General features: G+C 60.3%; 18 protein-coding genes and 2 pseudogenes. 8 read left to right on the top strand and 12 right to left on the bottom strand.

The window, feature by feature from the left end; genetic code table 11:
- Positions 1-96: 96 nt before the first annotated feature.
- A pseudogene (locus AACY36_RS01390) lies at positions 97-320 on the bottom strand (HAAAP family serine/threonine permease); the annotation flags it as partial.
- 250 nt (positions 321-570) lie between these two features.
- Here AACY36_RS01390 and AACY36_RS28145 point away from each other — a divergent pair.
- A pseudogene (locus tag AACY36_RS28145) lies at positions 571-771 on the top strand (LysR family transcriptional regulator); the annotation flags it as partial.
- Between the two features lie 221 nt (positions 772-992).
- Positions 993-1,403: an HPF/RaiA family ribosome-associated protein gene (locus AACY36_RS01380; RefSeq protein ID WP_339417721.1), complete on the top strand. Its 411-nt coding sequence runs from the start codon at positions 993-995 to the stop codon at positions 1,401-1,403.
- Positions 1,404-1,464: 61 nt separating this feature from the next.
- Here AACY36_RS01380 and fecA read toward each other — a convergent pair whose 3' ends face one another.
- From fecA to AACY36_RS01365, 3 genes are all read right to left on the bottom strand, one after another.
- Entirely contained in the window at positions 1,465-3,801 is a 2,337-nt protein-coding gene (gene fecA, locus AACY36_RS01375; RefSeq protein ID WP_339496692.1) for a TonB-dependent Fe(3+) dicitrate receptor FecA, read from the bottom strand.
- A gap of 91 nt (positions 3,802-3,892) precedes the next feature.
- Entirely contained in the window at positions 3,893-4,834 is a 942-nt protein-coding gene (locus AACY36_RS01370; RefSeq protein ID WP_339417723.1) for a FecR domain-containing protein, read from the bottom strand.
- The gene (locus AACY36_RS01365) at positions 4,831-5,319 is read right to left on the bottom strand and encodes a sigma-70 family RNA polymerase sigma factor (RefSeq protein WP_339417724.1); all 489 of its coding nucleotides are present in this window, start codon (positions 5,317-5,319) and stop codon (positions 4,831-4,833) included. Before AACY36_RS01365 ends, AACY36_RS01370 begins: the two co-directional genes overlap by 4 nt.
- 170 nt (positions 5,320-5,489) lie before the next feature.
- Here AACY36_RS01365 and AACY36_RS01360 point away from each other — a divergent pair, with 170 nt between their 5' ends.
- From AACY36_RS01360 to AACY36_RS01340, 5 genes are read left to right on the top strand one after another with little or no spacing between them, the layout of a single operon-like run.
- Entirely contained in the window at positions 5,490-5,792 is a 303-nt protein-coding gene (locus AACY36_RS01360) for a DUF3649 domain-containing protein (RefSeq protein WP_339417725.1), read from the top strand.
- Entirely contained in the window at positions 5,789-7,363 is a 1,575-nt protein-coding gene (locus tag AACY36_RS01355) for a PepSY-associated TM helix domain-containing protein (protein WP_339417727.1), read from the top strand. Before AACY36_RS01360 ends, AACY36_RS01355 begins: the two co-directional genes overlap by 4 nt.
- Positions 7,364-7,690 (top strand): DUF3325 domain-containing protein, encoded by a 327-nt coding sequence (locus AACY36_RS01350; protein WP_339417729.1) that lies wholly within the window; start codon positions 7,364-7,366, stop codon positions 7,688-7,690.
- 7 nt (positions 7,691-7,697) lie between these two features.
- Positions 7,698-8,276, top strand: coding sequence for an RNA polymerase sigma factor (locus tag AACY36_RS01345; protein WP_339417860.1), 579 nt, complete (start codon positions 7,698-7,700; stop codon positions 8,274-8,276).
- On the top strand, positions 8,273-9,250 hold the full coding sequence (locus tag AACY36_RS01340; RefSeq protein ID WP_339417732.1) for a FecR family protein: 978 nt from the start codon (positions 8,273-8,275) through the stop codon (positions 9,248-9,250). Before AACY36_RS01345 ends, AACY36_RS01340 begins: the two co-directional genes overlap by 4 nt.
- Here AACY36_RS01340 and AACY36_RS01335 read toward each other — a convergent pair whose 3' ends face one another.
- Together AACY36_RS01335 and yejK are read right to left on the bottom strand one after the other, a co-directional pair.
- Positions 9,251-9,601, bottom strand: a complete 351-nt coding sequence (locus AACY36_RS01335) for a glutaredoxin family protein (protein WP_339417734.1) — start codon at positions 9,599-9,601, stop codon at positions 9,251-9,253.
- Positions 9,601-10,605 (bottom strand): nucleoid-associated protein YejK, encoded by a 1,005-nt coding sequence (gene yejK, locus AACY36_RS01330; protein ID WP_049709838.1) that lies wholly within the window; start codon positions 10,603-10,605, stop codon positions 9,601-9,603. The genes AACY36_RS01335 and yejK overlap by 1 nt, the downstream gene beginning before the upstream one ends.
- Before the next feature lie 397 nt (positions 10,606-11,002).
- On the opposite strand from yejK, the gene AACY36_RS01325 reads away from it, so the two are divergent.
- Entirely contained in the window at positions 11,003-11,284 is a 282-nt protein-coding gene (locus tag AACY36_RS01325; RefSeq protein ID WP_003212743.1) for an HU family DNA-binding protein, read from the top strand.
- A 77-nt stretch (positions 11,285-11,361) separates the two neighbouring features.
- Here the strand turns inward: AACY36_RS01325 and rlmF are convergent, their stop codons facing one another.
- The 6 genes from rlmF to AACY36_RS01295 form a co-directional block, all read right to left on the bottom strand.
- On the bottom strand, positions 11,362-12,381 hold the full coding sequence (rlmF, locus tag AACY36_RS01320; RefSeq protein WP_339427130.1) for a 23S rRNA (adenine(1618)-N(6))-methyltransferase RlmF: 1,020 nt from the start codon (positions 12,379-12,381) through the stop codon (positions 11,362-11,364).
- 36 nt (positions 12,382-12,417) lie between these two features.
- Positions 12,418-12,573, bottom strand: coding sequence for a hypothetical protein (locus AACY36_RS01315; protein WP_339417737.1), 156 nt, complete (start codon positions 12,571-12,573; stop codon positions 12,418-12,420).
- A gap of 12 nt (positions 12,574-12,585) precedes the next feature.
- Positions 12,586-15,432 (bottom strand): valine--tRNA ligase, encoded by a 2,847-nt coding sequence (locus AACY36_RS01310; RefSeq protein WP_339427129.1) that lies wholly within the window; start codon positions 15,430-15,432, stop codon positions 12,586-12,588.
- Positions 15,433-15,553: 121 nt separating this feature from the next.
- Positions 15,554-15,934: a DNA polymerase III subunit chi gene (locus tag AACY36_RS01305; RefSeq protein WP_339417741.1), complete on the bottom strand. Its 381-nt coding sequence runs from the start codon at positions 15,932-15,934 to the stop codon at positions 15,554-15,556.
- Between the two features lie 7 nt (positions 15,935-15,941).
- Positions 15,942-16,370 (bottom strand): DNA polymerase III subunit chi, encoded by a 429-nt coding sequence (locus AACY36_RS01300; RefSeq protein ID WP_339417743.1) that lies wholly within the window; start codon positions 16,368-16,370, stop codon positions 15,942-15,944.
- A 51-nt stretch (positions 16,371-16,421) separates the two neighbouring features.
- Positions 16,422-17,912 carry a leucyl aminopeptidase gene (locus AACY36_RS01295; RefSeq protein ID WP_339417745.1) on the bottom strand — a complete coding sequence of 497 codons (1,491 nt, stop codon included), beginning with the start codon at positions 17,910-17,912 and terminating at the stop codon, positions 16,422-16,424.
- Between the last annotated feature and the right edge of the window lie 131 nt (positions 17,913-18,043).

The following is an 18,043-nucleotide window of genomic DNA, read 5'->3' as shown; positions in this document are numbered from 1 at the left end:
GGGCGTGCCGTGTGGCGGTCTATCAGCCAGTGAGGTGTCAATGTGGGCGCGGGCTTGCTCGCCCGCGCCCATATTGAATGGGCGTTGTGGGCTATTTCAGGGCAGTACTGAAAAAACGATCGCAGACAGCGCAATCAGCCCGATCCTCCCAAAAATACATTCGAGACTTGGCCCGAATACTGGCGCAGGGAAGGCACGCGGCGGATTGCGTACATTGGCATCAGGAGCAGCAGGCACGCGATGATCGGCCCGCCCATGGTCTCGATCATGCCCAGAATGCTCGGGTTGAAAGTGGCCACGGCCCAGCAGGTCAGCACGATGGCCATGAGGCCGAGGGTCAGTACCAGCGACAGGATCGCCCGCGGCAGCGGGGTCATGTGCTGTGGGTGCTCCATGAAACTGCCCAGGGTGTTGGTGAGCGCCACGCTGTACACAAGCAGGATCGGAAGACCGCAAAGAAATAGAGCAGGGTGCGGATCACCCGGTCGAGGGAAATAAAGTGTTTGCCGTCATCGCGCAGGGCCATTTGCACGAATTATCCTAAGACAACCTTTAGCAGCACTAAACGCTATGACCCGACCCCTCCATGGTCAGACTTACGTCTGGCTGCACGTTTTTTCCAGTGCGGCGCGGCATTTGTCGTTCACCCGCTGCGCTGAAGAACTACACATCACGCCAGGTGCGCTGAACCATCCGGGCGTGCGGGCAGTCCATGATTGGCTGGTGGAAGAAGCGATGATTTTTCGCGGATTGCACCCCTTGGGAGAAGGGCAATTGTAGGGAATTGGGAGCGTAGGAAGATGTACCCAACTCCCGAAGATAACAGCGTGTTTGATCCTTGTCAGACTTAATTTGTAATGTGTGATTTATCTTTGCAAAGGGCTTGAATTGTTTCGCGGACTGCCCAATTGTGTAATCAAGAGGTCATGGTTTTACCTGCCGGGTAAAGCAGTCGTGACCTCTCGCGAGCTAGCTGAAATAAGGGAAAAACTATGCAAATCCAAGTCAATAGCGATAACCATATTGAAAGCAGCATCCGACTGGAGGAGTGGGTACGTACTACCATTGAAAGCACGCTCGAACGTTATGAAGAAGACCTGACCCGCGTTGAGGTCTACCTTAAAGATGAGAACGGGGATAAGCCCGGTCCCCACGATTTAAGTTGCCGCCTGGAAGCACGGCCAAAAGGCCACCAGCCGGTTTCGGTACTGCACAAGGCCGATACCCTGGAACAGGCGATCGACGGTGCAGCCACCAAGCTGGACCATGCGTTGGAACATTTGTTTGGCAAACTGCAAGGCAAGCCGCGCGCTGCCGGTAAAAACCTGTCGGTCAATAAAGTGAATGATGACGCGCTTGAAGAGGAATTCCTGGAAAACGAAAATGCTGCACTTAACAGCTGACAGTTTTTTCACACCCCACTAAAAACGGGCCTGCATTTGCAGGCCCGTTTTCGTTTCAGTCTTAAAACGCGATGGAGGTTTGCACGTAGACCGTACGCGGCTCTCCCACGTATTTGCCCTTGTTGTTATCGTCGAACGAGCGGGTGAAGTACTGCGTGTTGAAGATGTTTTTCACGCCGACTGCCACGTTCAAGTCCGACAACTGCGGGCCGAAATCATATGCCGCGCGGCTGCTGAATAACAGGTAGCCCGGGATGCGTCCGTTTGCGCCGTCAGCACTTTCCTTTTGGGTATTGGCGTTGTCGGCGAACTGGCTGCTCTGGTAGCTGCTGTCCAGGTTGAGCTTCCAGCGGCCTTCGGTGTAACCCACGCCCAGGGTGCCCTTGTGCTTGGACGAGAACGGCACGCGGTTGCCTTTGTTCGGGCCGTCTTCGCGGATGGTGGCGTCGACGTAGGCATAGGTGGCATACACATCAAAGCCGGCCAGCGCCGGGCTCAAACCGTCGAGCGAATAGTTGACGCTGGTCTCGATGCCTTGATGGCGCGTTTCGCCACGGGCAATCACCGAGTCGTTGGTCTGGTTGCTTTCGTACTGGTTGTCGAAGTTGATCAGGAACGCACCGATTTCTGCACGCAACGTGCCGTCGTCGTAGCGGGTGCCCAGTTCCCAGGTGCGGGCTTTTTCCGGTTTCACTTCGCCGCTGGTCACGCGGTTGGGCATCTGGCTGTATTGGACGCTGCCCAACGAGCCTTCGGTGTTGGCGTAGAGGTTCCAGCTGTCAGTGAGGTGGTAGAGCACGTTCAGCGCCGGCAGCGCGGTGTTGTAGTCGCCCTTGTATTTGACGTTGGTGAGGTTGTTGGTCTGCTGGGACTCGATCATCTCGTAGCGAATGCCCGGGGTGAGGGTCCACTTGCCGATATCAATCCGGTCATCGACGAAGAAGGCATTGGCTTCGGTGCCGCCACGGGTGTCGCGGTCGTTGCGGCTGTCGGTGCTGGGGATTTGCTGGTTGGCGGCGATCGGCGTGCGGTAACGCAGTTCGTGGCCAGCCTCGTTGATGTAGCGGTAACCGACGCCGACTTCATGGCTGGTCGGGCCCAGGTCGAAGCCTTGGGCGAAGCGGGTCTCGATGCCACGTACCCAATATTCACGTGGGGACAACGAGAGGAACGTGCCCTGGTCCAGGTAGCCGCTGCGCAGGGTCTTGGTGAAGAAACTGTTTACGGTGAATTCGCGACGGTCCTGCTCATAGCGATAGCCGATGTTGAACATCGTACGGCGGCCCCAGAATTTGTCGTAGGGGCGGGTGGACTGGTCCGGGTCGGCCTTGTAGTTAGCGACATTCAGGCCTCCAGGCATATCGGCCTGGCCTTCGTAGTACTGCGCCATGGCGTTGAAGCTGTTGGCGTCGTCGAGTTGGTATTTACCCTTGAGGATCAGGTCGTCGATTTGCGTGTCGCTGTGTTCGCGCCAGTCGCCGCCACGGGTACCGGAGTACAAAATCGCCCCGCCCAGGCCGTTGTCGGCAGTGCCGCCCGCCAGCAGGTTGCCGGTGGTCTTGAAGCCGTCGTGGCTGGAAGAGGGGCTGGTTTCGGTCTGCAAACCGCCTTTGACGGTGGGCGCATCCGGAATTGCGCGGGTCACGAAGTTGACCACACCGCCGACGTTTTGCGGGCCGTAGCGCACAGCGCCGCCGCCGCGCACCACGTCTACTGCATCCATATTGCCCATGCTGATCGGTGCAAACGAAAGCTGTGGCTGGCCGTAAGGCGCGAAAGGCACCGGGATGCCGTCCATCAGCACTGTGGAGCGTGATGCCAGGCGCGGGTTGAGGCCGCGAATACCGAAGTTCAGCGCCATGTCATGGCTGCCGGTGCCGTTATTGTCCGGGGCGTTGACGCCGGGAATGCGGTTGAGCACGTCTTTGGCCTGGGTCGCGCCCTGGCGTTCGAATTCTTCACGGCGGATCACATCACGGGCGCCGGGGTGTTCGAAGACGTTGGTTTGCGCGGCGTCGCCGAGCCAGTCGCCGACCACGCTGGAGGTGCCCAGCTCAATGCTGGCTGGGGCAGTGGCCGGTTGCAGGCTGTAGGCATTGTCGCCTTCGGCGCGGGCTTGCAGGCCGGTGCCTTCCAGCAGTTTTTGCAGGCCTTCAGCCGCGCTGTAGTTGCCCGTCAAGCCACGGCTCTGCATGCCCGCCGTCACTTCGGAACCAAAGGAGATCAACACGCCGGCTTCGCGGCCAAATTGATTCAGTGCGGCTTCCAACGAAGTCGGCGCGATGTGAAAAGGCTTGGCGTCGGCGGCCATGACCTGAGGCAGTACGGTAAGACTCAGGCTGGCGCCGAGTAGGAGTTGGCGCAGTGAGCGGGCGAGAAGCGTCGGTTGCTGGGGCATGACGGGCGGTCCTGAGAAGGAAGGATCTAGGTGGCTTTCCTTCTCTGTCACGCGAGGTGTGGAAAACGGCTCATCGTTTTTAAGAAAAAGTTCAGGCGCGGGCCTGGACGGTCACCCAGTAGCGGGTAAACCGCCGAACGTTGACCGGCAGGCTCACTTCCAGCAGGTCGAGAATGCGTTCGCTGTTGTCCAGTGGATAGCTGCCGGAGATCAGCAGATTGGCCACCTGTGGGTCGCAATTAACCTGGCCACGGCGATAACGGCCGAGTTCGGCGAGGAAATCTTCCAGGCGCATGTGAGACGCGACCAGCATGCCGTCGGCCCAGGCGCCGCTGTTGGCGTCGGTAGGGCGCGGGGTGTCCCAGCCTTTGCGCGTGAAATTGACCTGATGCGAAGCCTGGACTGTCAGCGGCAGGCCGCTATAGGTATTGGGCATGACGTCGACGCGCCCCTCGAACACCGACAGTTGAGTGTGATCGCTGAACTGACGCACGTTCAAACGCGCCGCCTGGCTGCTGAGCAGGCCCTGGCCGGTCAGCACCTGCAGCGGCGTATTGCCTGCGGCGCCGGTCAGCAGGATCTCGCCTTCGAGCAAGCGGATCAGGCGTTGCTGGCCGTCGAAATGCACATCCACCGCACTGGCGGTATTGAGCTGCAATTGGCTGCCATCCGCCAGTTGTACCTTACGGCGCTGGCCGACGGGGCTGCGGTAGTCGGCGCTCAGCGGCGGCAATATAGGTTGCTGGCACAGGCTCCAGGCGGCGGCCGAGCCTGCGCCGAGTATCAGCAGCAGCTTCAGGGCCTGGCGTCGGCTGGTGGAGGTGGGTGCGTTCAGTGCCGCGTGGGCCAGGGGCAGCGGCATGCCGCGCAGGCGCTGGTTGACACGCTGCATGTGGTCCCACGCGCGCTGGTGTTCGCTGTGGGCGTTCAACCATTGCTGCCAGGCGGCTTGCTGGCGTGGATTGAGGGCGCCTTGCTGCATTTCCATCAGCCAATGCACGGCTTGTTCGGCGACGTGCGTGGAAAAATTCATAGGGCGAAGTAGCAGCGCATCGCCGCTTTGCTCAAGTGGCGTTTAACAGTGGCGATGGAAATGCCCAACTCAGCGCCGATTTGCGCGTAGGTCAGGCCATCCAGTTGGGCCAGCAGGAAGGCACGCTTGACCTGCGTGGGCAGGCCGTCGAGCAGTTGGTCCAGTTCAACCAGGGTTTGCAGAATGATCGCGCGTTCTTCTTCCGACGGTGCAACGTGTTCGGGCATTTGCGCCAAGGCATCGAGATAGGCGCGTTCCAGGTCTTGGCGACGGTAGAAGTTGAACAGCACGCGCTTGGCGACAGTGGTGAGGAACGCGCGGGGTTCGATCAGCGTTGGCGTTTCCCGCGCGGTGAGCACGCGGATGAACGTGTCCTGAGCCAGGTCGGCGGCACTTTCCGGGCAGCCGAGTTTGCGTCGCAACCAGCCGGTGAGCCAGTGGTGATGGTCGTTGTACAAAACTTCGACGGTAGTGGACGGGCTCAACGGGAACGCTCCGCAAGCATCGGCATGCTTTAGAGAACAAGAATTGTTCGCATTGTAGAGCGCATGGCGGGCTTCGGCAATCCATCTGCACAGGTGTTTCATCCGTTCTCTTTTGCTTATGAGAATATTTATCATTAATATCGCGTGCTGATGAACCTGGCGCCTCTCGCATGAAAAGCAAAACCTCGCTGCCTGTCTCCTATCGTCTCGCTGTGACCTCGCGCGTACTGGCTGCTGTGGTGGGCGGTTACCTGATGGCTTCACTGGCCAGCATCTGCCTCGCGCTGTGGATGCCCACGTCGCGTGCCGACGCTGTGATCACCGGGATGATGAGTTCATTCGTGTTCTATCTGCTGGCCGTGCTCTGGTGTTTCGCCTGCCGCAGCGCCATACGCGCCTGGTTCGGCGTGATGCTGCCGAGCGCAGCATTTGCCACGCTGGCGGGCGTGGGCTTTTGGATGGCGCGCACATGAAAGAGGGCTTTCGACAGGCCATGGCCTGGTTGCACACGTGGGCTGGATTGATCTTCGGCTGGCTGTTGTTTGCGATTTTTCTGACAGGCACGTTGGCGTATTTCAAAGACGAAATCAGCCACTGGATGCAGCCCGAAGTGCAGGCTCGTCCCTTGGACGATGCGCGTAGCCTGAACGTCGCTCAAACCTATCTGCAGCACGTCGCGCCGACCGCTGCCCGCTGGTTTATCACCCTGCCGGACAGCCGCGACCCCAGCCTGTCGGTAATGTGGCAAGACAAAGTCGACCCCGGCAAGCGTGGCAACTTTATCCAGAAAACCCTCGACCCCGTCACCGGCCAGGCAGTGCAGGCCCGTGAAAGCATGGGGGGCGAGTTCTTCTATCGCTTTCACTTCCAGCTGCAAATGCCGCATCCCTGGGGCCGCTGGCTGTCGACCATTGCCGCGATGGCGATGTTTGTTGCACTGATCACCGGGATCATCACCCACAAGAAAATCTTCAAGGACTTCTTCACTTTCCGCCCCCGCAAAGGCCAGCGTTCCTGGCTCGACGGGCACAACGCGGTGGGTGTGTTAGTGCTGCCATTTCACCTGATGATCACCTACAGCAGCTTGGTGATTTTCATGAGCCTGGTGATGCCGGCACCGATCCTGGCCTCGTATGGCAACGACACCCGCGCCTTCTTCAGTGAGGTGTTCCCGGCGACAAACAATGCACCGGCGCTCGGGCAACCTGGGCAGTTGAAGCCGCTGGTGCCGATGTACGAACAGGCGCGTGAGCAGTGGGCGGGTGGACATGTCGGGCGTGTGGCGGTGAATAACCCCAGTGATGTGAACGCTTCGGTCAATGTGTTTCGCGCCGGCTCTGACAGCGTGGTGCATGATTTCGGCAGCACGGTGTCCTTTAACGGCAACACGGGCGAGCTGTTGCGGGTCAGTGGTGAGCAGTCACTGCCCGCCGTGATCGGCGGCAGTTTTTATGGCCTGCACATGGGCCATTTCGCCGGCCCGGTACTGCGCTGGTTGTACTTTATCTGTGGTCTGGCGGGCACGGCGATGATTGGCACCGGGCTGGTGATCTGGCTTGGCAAACGCCAGCTCAAGCACGCTAAAAGCGCGGTGATGCCGTTTGAATTGCGCCTGGTGGAAGTGCTGAACATCGCCAGTATGTCCGGACTGATGATCGCCATCGCGGCGTTTTTCTGGGCCAACCGTTTGTTGCCGGTGAGCTTCGCCGAGCGTTCCGACTGGGAAGTGCAAACCTTCTTTATCGTCTGGGGCCTGAGCCTGGTGCACGCCATGCTGCGCCGCGGTCGCCAGGGGTGGATCGAACAGTTGAGCGCTGGCGCGCTGCTGTTTATCGCCATTCCACTGCTCAATGCGCTCACGACCTCCCATCACCTGGGCGTTTCCCTGGCAACGGGCGACTGGGCCATGGCCGGCTTCGACTTGACTTGCCTGGCCAGCGGCGTGTTCCTGGCCTGGGCCGCCTGGAAAATGCAGCAGCGTATGGTGCCTGCCTCCAAGCCTGAACGCGCACGCCGGTTGACGCTCAAGCGGGAGGCGAACTGAATGCTGCTCGCACTGCTGATGTGCTACGGGGGGTTCACCGCATTGTGCTTGTCTACCGACCGACATCACGGCGAACTGCTGCACAGCAAGCCATCGCCCCGTCGTCGGCTGGCCCTGCGTGTGGCCGGGTGGGTGCTGCTGACGGTGTCGATCTGGCCCGCCGTGAATATCGCGGGTTGGGGCCAGGGCCTTGTGCAATGGTGCGCGGTATTGATGCTCAGTGCGCTATTGCTGGTGCTGTTGTTGCCGTATCGGCCAAGGCTGGCCTTGATCCTGGCGGGCGTCGGCCTGCTCGCCAGCCCTGTTGCGGCCTTTGCCACTCTTTGAGTTCAGCCTGATGATCAGCACCCCACCCGAGTCCCAGGACAGCCCGCACGCTGACGCGGTAGGTGGACGTGCGCATTTCCTGCAGGTGTTTTTGTCCCAGCGTTCGCAGATGGAGGCCTTGGTGAACCGCCGTGTGGGATGTCGCGCCACGGCGGCCGACCTGGTGCAGGACCTGTTCCTGCGCTTCTGGCGCAGGCCATTGGTGCAGGTCGAAGAACTCAGCACCTACCTGTTGCGCTGCGCCGGCAATATTGCCATCGACCACCTGCGCAGCGAAAGCGCGCGGGTGCGCAGCAGCGAAGGCTGGCTGCCCGAGCAGCAGGACAATCAGGGTTGCGAGCCGCAGGCAGCGCTGGAAGCCGGCAATGATTTGCGCCACGTCGAAGCCGCCTTGCGCAGCTTGCCCGAACGCACGCGGCAGATTTTCCTGCTCAACCGCATTCACGGCCGCAAATACGCGGAGATCGCCAAGGCCATGGGCCTGTCCCAAAGTGCCGTGGAAAAACATATGATGCGTGCCCTCGAAGCCTGCAAAGCCAGCCTTCGCGAACCATCGCCCCCACGCACGCCAGGGAAAGCACCGTGAACGTCACCCCCACGCCCGCGCAGGAGCAGGCCGCACTGGCTTGGCTGAGCCTGTTGCATGACCAACCCAGCAGCGGCGACCAGGCCACGTTCAGCCACTGGCTGCGCGCCGATCCCGCGCACGTCGAGGCCTATGCACAGGCGCAGGTGCTGTGGGAGGTGAGCGAAGTGCCGGCACGCAAACTGGCGGATGAAGAGGCCATGGCCTTGCAGGGTTATCTCAATGCGATGAACACCTCGAAGCGCTCACGGGTTGTGCGTTGGTCTGGCGCGTTGGCAATGGCCGCCTGTCTGGTGTTGATGGTGTCGATGGGCGCCGGTTGGCAGCCGTCGCGCTGGGTCGATGACTTCGGCGCCGACTACGTGACGGCGCCGGGGGAGGTCAGAACCTTCACGCTGGCCGACAAGTCCCAAATCACCCTCGATGCCGACAGTGCCATTGCCGTGGATTTCAGCCAGGGTGAGCGGCATATCCAGTTGCGTCGCGGTGCCGGGTTTTTCAGCGTAACTCACACCGGGCAATCCTTTGTGGTGGAGGCGGGCAGCGGTGAAGCGCGGGTGTTGGGTACGCAGTTTGAAGTGCGCCTGCAACCGGAGGGGGCTGAGGTAACCGTGTTGTCCGGGCGCGTTGGCGTCATACCGTCCAAGCAGGGCCCGCAGCAAATTCTTACGGCAGGCCAGCAAGTGACCTACGCCGACGGTGTCGCCGACCCTCTGCATGCGGTCGACAGCGAATCACGCCTGGCTTGGCGTGACGGCTGGCTCAACTACTACAACGCGCCGCTGGCCGATGTGATCAATGACTTGGGGCGCTACTATCCTGGACGCATTCTGTTGCTCAACGAAGAGGCGGGCGCCAAACGGGTCAGCGGCAGCTTCCCGAGCAAAGACCCGCAGGCGGTGTTGAATGCGTTGCAGGCTGTGCTTGGCTTTGAGCAGCACACGGTATTGGGGCGGATGATCGTGGTGCGCTGATTACTTCAGCGCAGCCATGATCTTCTCGGGGCTGTAATCGCGGATCAGCGTGCCATTTACATCCACGAACGGAATCCCACCGCCACCCAACGCCTTATACGCCTTGCGCGCCTGGGGGTTTTTCTCGATATCAAACGCTTGGTACGCAATGCCCTTCTGGTCCAGGAACCGGCGGATCTGCTTGCAGTAACCACACCACTCGGTGGAATAGAGCACCACGCGCGCCGAGGCGCGGGTCTGCTCTGGTACCACCTGCGATGGGTTGAACACCCGCTCGATCTTGCCCCAGTTCTGGATCACCACCACGACCAGCAACACCAGCAGGACTTTCTTGAAAACCCCGCCGAGCATCAGTTACGGCGCTTGAGCTGGTCGGTCAGTTGGGTCGGCAAGCCCTTGATGATCAAGGTCCCGGCGGCTTCGTCGTACTCAATCTTGTCGCCCAGCAAGTGCGCTTCAAAGCTGATCGATAAGCCTTCGGCGCGGCCGGTGAAGCGACGGAACTGGTTGAGGGTGCGTTTGTCAGCCGGGATCTCTGGCGACAGGCCGTAGTCCTTGTTGCGGATATGGTCGTAGAACGCTTTTGGCCGATCTTCATCGATCAGCCCCGAGAGTTCCTCCAGGCCCATCGGCTCGCCGAGCTTGGCCTGGCTGCTGGCGTAATCCACCAGGGTCTTGGTTTTTTCGCGAGCGGATTCGTCCGGCAGGTCCTCGCTTTCGACGAAGTCGCTGAAGGCCTTGAGCAGCGTGCGGGTCTCGCCCGGGCCGTCGACGCCTTCCTGGCAGCCGATAAAGTCGCGGAAGTACTCCGAGACTTTCTTGCCGTTCTTGCCTTTGATAAAGGAAATGTATTGCTTGGACTGCTTGTTGTTCTGCCACTCGGAGACGTTGATGCGTGCCGCCAGGTGCAGTTGGCCGAGGTCCAGGTGACGAGAAGGGGTCACGTCCAGCTCATCATTCACCGCCACGCCTTCGCTGTGGTGCAGCAGGGCGATGGCCAGGTAGTCGGTCATGCCTTGTTGGTAGTGGGCAAACAGCACGTGACCACCGACGGAGAGGTTGGACTCTTCCATCAACTTCTGCAGGTGCTCGACGGCAGTGCGGCTGAACGTGGTGAAATCCTGGCCGCCGTCGAAATATTCCTTCAACCAGCCGCTGAACGGGTGCGCGCCGGACTCGGCATGGAAGAAGCCCCAGGCCTTGCCTTGTTTGGCGTTATAGCTCTCGTTAAGGTCGGCAAGCATGTTCTCGATGGCAGCGGATTCGGACAACTCCGAGTCACGGGCGTGAAGAACTGCAGGTGTGCCGTCGGGTTTTTTGTCGATCAGGTGGACGATGCAATGACGGATCGGCATAGGCTTCTCGGCTGGTTGAAGGGGAGCGGTGCGCCCTCCCCAAAAAGTCGCCCAGTGTACCGCACCCATTGGGCAAGACGTGCTTCGAAGGCGGTTATGCGTACCCTCCGACGGTTCCTATACCTTTTTTTCACGGTTTAGAGCGATAAAGCTGACCAAATGGGTAGGTAGAGGCGGATATTTCCCCGTCTCTGTGCTAGTTTTGCCCCGTCTTACGCCAAGTCTCGGCGATAAGCGTGCATTCAGCATCTGTCAGGTCGAACCAATCCCCGTTTCAAGCATCTATAACCCCGATCTCCGTGGTTATAGCCGGGGGTGCCAGGCCGTGACGGTCGGGCTCGACGGCTGACACTGCACTCTGCAATCCATATGAATTTGATAGGGAAGGAACACCACAATGGCTATTACTAAAGACCAACTGATCGCTGACCTGGCTGAAGCAGTAGACGCACCGAAGACCACCGTGCGCGCTCTGCTGGACCAACTGAGCCAGATCGTTGCTGATCAGCTGGAAAACGGCGGCGAAATCACTCTGCCAGGCGTTGGCAAACTGAAAGTGACCGAGCGTCCTGCCCGTACTGGCCGTAACCCTTCGACTGGCGCTGCCATCGAAATCGCTGCCAAGAAAGTTATCAAGCTAGTTGTGGCCAAAGGCCTGACCGACGCTGTTAACAAGTAAGACGCAGCAAAAAAACCGTGCTCCGGAGCGATCCGGGCACGGTTTTTTGTTGCCTGCGATTCTACTGTGATGAAGGGCTAGTCGCGTACCCAGCGCTGGCGCCAGATCTGCTGTTCGTTCTTGGTCTGGAAGGTCCAGGCCACAAAGCGGCTTTGCTTCTGCCCCTGAGACATTTCCACCACTTGGCTTTCCAGCACGCCGGCTTTTTTCAGCGCAGTCTCGATGGCGGGCAAGTTCGACGCTTTTGACACCAGAGTGCTGAACCACAACACCTTGTGGGCAAAGTGCGCGCTCTCGGCGATCAACTGGGTCACGAAGCGTGCTTCACCGCCTTCACACCACAACTCGGCCGATTGGCCGCCGAAGTTCAGCACCGGCAACTTGCGTTTCGGGTCAGTCTTGCCCAAGGCTCGCCACTTGCGTTCGCTGCCCTTGGTGGCTTCGTCCATGGACGCGTGGAATGGCGGGTTGCACATGGTCAGGTCAAAGCGCTCACCCGGTTCCAGCAAGCCCAGCAGGATCTGCTTAGGGTTAGCCTGCAGGCGCAACTGGATGACCTTGCTCAGGTCATTGGACTGCACGATGGCCTTTGCCGCGGCCACGGCGGTAGGGTCGACCTCCGAGCCCAGGAAGTTCCAGCGGTACTCCATGTAGCCAATCAACGGGTAGACGCAATTGGCGCCCATGCCGATGTCCAGCACCTTGACGATTGAACCACGCGGGATCTTGCCGTCGTTGACGCTGGCCAGCAGGTCGGCGAGGAAGTGTACGTAGTCTGCACGTCCCGGCACCGGTGGGCACAGGTAATCCGCCGGGATGTCCCAGTGCTGGATGCCATAAAAAGCCTTCAGCAGTGCCCGGTTGAACACCCGCACCGCATCCGGGCTGGCGAAGTCGATGCTTTCCTTGCCGTAGGGGTTGAGGATCACGAACTGCGCCAGTTCCGGCGTGGTTTTGATCAGCGCAGGGAAGTCGTAACGGCCCGTGTGACGGTTGCGCGGGTGCAGGGTGGCCTCTTTGCGCGGCACGACGGGCTTGGCCGTGACTGCGGTTTTAGGCTTCTTGCGCGGAGGTTTTGGCGTGCTGGGGGGGGTCATGATGATTCTGGTGTTGGCTCAAAGTGGTGGGCATTGTCACACATTCTTGAGGTGATCTCGGTCAAATGTGGGAGCTGGCTTGCCTGCGATGGTATCAACGCTCTCTTGCAGGTACACCGAGTTGCCTGCATCGCAGGCAAGCCAGCTCCCACAAAAAGCAAAAAAAAGAGACCCGAAGGTCTCTTTTTTCACGAGGTTCACACCTTACAGGCTGGAAATCCGCGCATGTTGCTCCGCCAGCTTACCCAAGGCCTGTTCAGCCTCTGCCAGCTTGGCGCGTTCTTTTTCGATCACTTCAGCCGGCGCCTTGTCGACGAACGCCGCGTTGGACAGCTTGCCGCCCACCCGCTGCACTTCGCCTTGCAGGCGCAGGATTTCTTTGTCGAGGCGGGCCAGTTCAGCGCCCTTGTCGATCAGGCCAGCCATCGGCACCAGCACTTCCATGTCGCCCACCAGAGCGGTGGCGGACAGCGGTGCTTCTTCGCCCGCAGCCAATACAGTGATCGACTCCAGCTTCGCCAGCTTCTTGAGCAGTGCATCGTTCTCAGTAAGACGACGCTGATCCTCAGCGCTGGCGTTCTTCACAAACACTGCCAGTGGCTTGCCCGGCCCGATGTTCATCTCGGCACGGATGTTACGTGTGCCCATCATCAACGTCTTGAGCCATTCGATATCGCTTTCGGCCGCCTCATCGATACGCGCTTCGTTGGCCACCGGCCAAGGCTGCAGCATGATGGTCTTGCCTTCGATACCGGCCAGCGGCGCGAGGCGCTGCCAGATTTCTTCGGTGATGAACGGCATGAACGGATGCGCCAGGCGCAACGCCACTTCCAGCACGCGCACCAGGGTGCGACGGGTGCCGCGCTGGCGTTCGACAGGTGCGTTTTCGTCCCACAGCACGGGCTTGGACAGTTCCAGGTACCAGTCGCAATACTGGTTCCAGATGAACTCGTACAAGGCCTGTGCGGCGAGGTCGAAACGGAACTGGTCGAGTTGGCGGGTCACTTCGGTTTCGGTGCGTTGCAGTTGCGAAATGATCCAGCGGTCAGCCAGGGACAGTTCGACCTCTTCGCCGTTCTGGCCGCAGTCTTCGCCTTTGTCCAGCACGTAGCGCGCCGCGTTCCAGATCTTGTTGCAGAAGTTGCGATAGCCCTCGACACGGCCCATGTCGAACTTGATGTCGCGACCGGTAGACGCCAACGAGCAGAAGGTGAAGCGCAGGGCGTCGGTGCCGTAGCTGGCGATGCCGTCGGCGAACTCGTCGCGGGTCTGCTTCTCGATCTTCTTCGCCAGTTTCGGCTGCATCAGGCCCGAGGTGCGTTTCTGCACCAAGGTTTCCAGGTCGATGCCGTCGATGATGTCCAGCGGGTCCAGGACGTTGCCCTTGGACTTGGACATCTTCTGGCCCTGGCCATCACGCACCAGGCCGTGCACGTACACGGTTTTGAACGGTACTTGCGGCGTGCCGTCTTCGTTCTTCACCAAATGCATGGTCAGCATGATCATCCGGGCAACCCAGAAGAAAATGATGTCGAAACCGGTAACCAGCACGTCGGTGGAGTGGAATTTCTTCAGGAATTCGGTCTGCTGCGGCCAGCCCAGGGTAGAGAACGTCCACAGGCCCGAGCTGAACCAGGTATCCAGTACGTCGTTGTCTTGTTGCAGCGCAACGTCCGGGCCGAGGGTGTGCTTGGCACGCACTTCGGCTTCGTCGCGGCCTACGTAGACCTTGCCTGATTCGTCGTACCAGGCCGGAATGCGATGGCCCCACCACAGTTGACGGCTGATGCACCAATCCTGGATGTCACGCATCCACGAGAAGTACATGTTTTCGTACTGTTTCGGCACGAACTGGATTCGGCCATCTTCCACTGCGGCAATCGCAGGCTCGGCCAGCGGCTTGGTGGACACGTACCACTGGTCGGTCAGCCACGGTTCGATCACGGTGCCGGAACGGTCGCCCTTCGGCACTTTCAGGCCGTGGTCGTCAACGCTCACCAGCAAACCGACGGCGTCGAAGGCGGCAACGATCTGCTTGCGCGCTTCGAAGCGGTCGAGGCCGACGTATTCGGCCGGGATCTTGCCGTCGATGCTCTCGTTCAGCGTGCCGTCCAGGTTGAACACCTGGCAGGCCGGCAGTACGGCGGCATTCTTGTCGAAGATGTTCAGCAGCGCCAGGTTGTGACGCTTGCCGACTTCGTAGTCGTTGAAGTCGTGGGCTGGGGTGATTTTCACGCAGCCGGTGCCGAATTCAGGGTCGCAGTAGTCGTCCGCGATGATCGGGATGCGACGGCCAACCAAAGGCAGCTCGACGAACTTGCCGATCAGCGCCTGGTAGCGTTCATCGTTCGGGTTAACCGCTACGGCGGCGTCGCCGAGCATGGTTTCCGGACGGGTGGTGGCGACGATCAGGTAGTCATTGCCTTCAGCGGTCTTGGCGCCGTCGGCCAGTGGGTACTTGAGGTTCCACAGGAAGCCTTTCTCGTCGTGGTTTTCCACTTCGAGGTCGGAAATCGCCGTGTGCAACTTGGTGTCCCAGTTGACCAGGCGCTTGCCGCGGTAGATCAGGCCGTCTTCATGCAGGCGCACGAAGGCTTCTTTCACGGATTCCGACAGGCCATCGTCCATGGTGAAGCGCTCGCGGCTCCAGTCGACGGACGAGCCCAGGCGGCGGATCTGACGGCTGATGTTGCCGCCGGACTGGTCTTTCCATTCCCAGATCTTTTCCAGGAATTTCTCGCGACCCAGGTCGTGACGGCTCTGGCCGGTCGCTTCGAGTTGGCGTTCCACCAGCATCTGCGTGGCGATACCGGCGTGGTCGGTGCCTGGCTGCCACAGGGTATTGCGGCCCTGCATGCGGCGGAAACGGATTAACGCATCCATGATCGCATTGTTGAAGCCATGGCCCATGTGCAGGCTGCCAGTGACGTTCGGTGGCGGAATCATGATGGTGTACGAGTCGCCCGCACCTTGTGGGGCGAAATAGTTCTCGGACTCCCAGGTGTTGTACCAGGAAGTTTCGATAGCGTGGGGCTGATAGGTCTTATCCATGCGCGGCGGGACCCTAGTTGGCGTTAATTCAGGAAAGCCGGCAAGTATAACGGGGGGGAGCAGTTGCAAGCTACAAGCTATGAGCTACAAGCTTGGGGGCAACTGCTCTTGCAGCTTGTAGCTAATTGCTTGTAGCTGCGGCGATCAGCCGCTCCATCCGTGCATCCAACCGACGCTTTATCTCGGTCTCGATATGCGGGGCAAAGTCGTCGATCACGTCTTGCATGATCAATTGCGCAGCGGCGCGCAGTTCTTTATCCAGGTGCAGCAGCAGGGCGTCGGGCCCTTTTTCGGCGGGAGCGGGTTCTGCTACTGCAGTGACTGCTACCGGGGCTGCGGGCTTATTACCGACCATGTCGAATAACAGCGGAATCTGGACCTCGCCATTGACCGTCTCGGTCAGCAGCGGCGGCTGCAAGTCATCATCACCCAGCAACTGGCGGATCGACTCAAGGTCGTCCAGCAGGTGGTCGTCTTTTTTTACAGAATTGGGAGTGTCCATCGTGTGCTCAAAGTCGTTGTAACCGGTGATCTTGCAGAGGATAGCCCTGTTCGCGGTAGAAACGGAAACTCTCCCGCGCGGCCTGACGAATAGCCGGATCTTCCACCACCACTTCCGCCACACGGGCGAACGCCTTGGCAAAGGGCGGTACTTTCAGGTCCAGGTTGACCAGCAGGTCCTGATGAGCGCCGCAGTTGTCGCCTAAGCCCAGCACCACCAAGCCTTCAGGTTCAGACTCGGCGGGGCCGTGGGGCACGAAGCTTTCGCCCTTGAAGCGCCATAGGCGGGCATCAAGCTCGTCACGCTGCGCAGCATCGCTGCAATGCAGGTAAATACGGTGGCCCAAGCGCCAGGCTTTTTCGGTGAGTTTGCAGGCAAAGTCCAGGCGCGCGAGCGGGTCGGCGCTGGGCAATATATAGAAGTCGACTTGGGTCATTGGGGTTCCTGAGACCGGGACGGCGTGATGGCCGTCCCGGAATCGTCAGTTTCAGGCCTTGGCGCGATCCAACAGGTATTGGGTCAGCAGTGGCACCGGACGGCCAGTGGCGCCCTTGTCCTTGCCGCCGCTGGTCCAGGCCGTGCCGGCGATGTCCAGGTGGGCCCAGTTGAAGTTTTTGGCAAAGCGCGACAGGAAGCAGGCAGCAGTGATGGTGCCGGCTTTCGGGCCGCCGATGTTGGCGATGTCGGCGAACGGGCTGTCCAGCTGTTCCTGGTACTCATCGAACAGCGGCAGTTGCCAGGCGCGGTCGTCGGCAGCCTTGCCGGCGCTGAGCAGTTGCTCGATCAGCTCGTCGTTGTTGCCCAGCAGGCCCGAGGTGTGGGAGCCCAGCGCGACGATGCAGGCGCCGGTCAGGGTGGCGATATCGATCACGGCCTGTGGCTTGAAGCGCTCGGCGTAGGTCAGGGCATCGCACAGCACCAGGCGGCCTTCGGCGTCGGTGTTGAGGATTTCGACGGTCTGGCCGCTCATGGTGGTCACGATATCGCCCGGGCGCGCTGCGCCGCCGCTTGGCATGTTCTCGGCGCAGGCCAGTATGCACACGAGGTTGATCGGCAGTTTGAGTTCCAGCACGGCACGCAGGGTACCGAACACGCTCGCGGCGCCGCCCATGTCGTACTTCATCTCGTCCATGCCCTGGCCCGGCTTGAGGCTGATGCCGCCGGTGTCGAAGGTGATGCCTTTGCCGACCAGGGCGTAAGGCTTCTCGGACTTCTTGCCGCCGTTGTATTGCATCACGATCAGGCGTGGCGGCTGGTCGCTGCCCTGGCCTACGGCATAGAACGAGCCCATGCCCAGTTCCTTGATCTTTTTCTCGTCCAGCACTTCAACTTTCAGGCCCTTGAACTCTTTGCCCAGTGCCTTGGCTTGTTCGCCCAGGAAGGTCGGGTGGCAGATGTTCGGCGGCAGGTTACCCAGGTCGCGGGTGAACGACATGCCATTGGCGATAGCTGTCGCGTGGGTCACGGCGCGCTCGACTTCAGCCTGGGCCGCCTTGATGGTCAGCAGAGTGATTTTCTTCAGGGCACGCGGTTCGGCTTTCTGGCTCTTGAACTGGTCGAAGAAGTAACCGCCATCCACCAACGTTTCAGCCAGCAGGCGGGTCTTGCCGTAGCTGTCACGGCCTTTTACAACGATTTCATCGAGTGCCAGCGCTGCATCGCTGCCGCCCAGGCCCTTGAGGGTGGTGAGGATGGCGCTGATGATCTTGCGGAAAGGGCGGTCGCCGAGTTCGGCGTCCTTGCCCACGCCCACCAGCAATACACGCTCGGCTTTGAGGTTGGGCAGGCTCTGCAGCAGCAGGCTCTGGCCGACTTTGCCGGCCAGGTCGCCGCGCTTGAGCACTGCGCTGATAGCGCCGCCGCTGAGTTCGTCGAGTTGCTTGGCGGCAACGCCGAGTTTGCGGCCTTCGCCAATGGCGACCACGAGGGTGGCGGTTTTCAACGTTTCGGGGCTAACGCTTTTTACAACCAATTCCATTTTCGGGTCCCTTATAAAGGTCTATTAGCCAGGAGTCTGTACTCCGGCTTTAATACCCGGCAGCTGTGTAAACCGCCGGCGACAAAGGCCGCAGTTTGAACCTCGCCGGCGGAGCCTGACAACCCTTGCCG

It is taken from the genome of Pseudomonas sp. EA_15y_Pfl1_P101 (assembly GCF_963970835.1).
Classification (GTDB): Bacteria; Pseudomonadota; Gammaproteobacteria; order Pseudomonadales; family Pseudomonadaceae; genus Aquipseudomonas; species Aquipseudomonas tritici.
The sequence above is the reverse complement of the archived record's forward strand: the minus strand, read 5'-3'. Positions and strand labels throughout refer to the sequence as shown.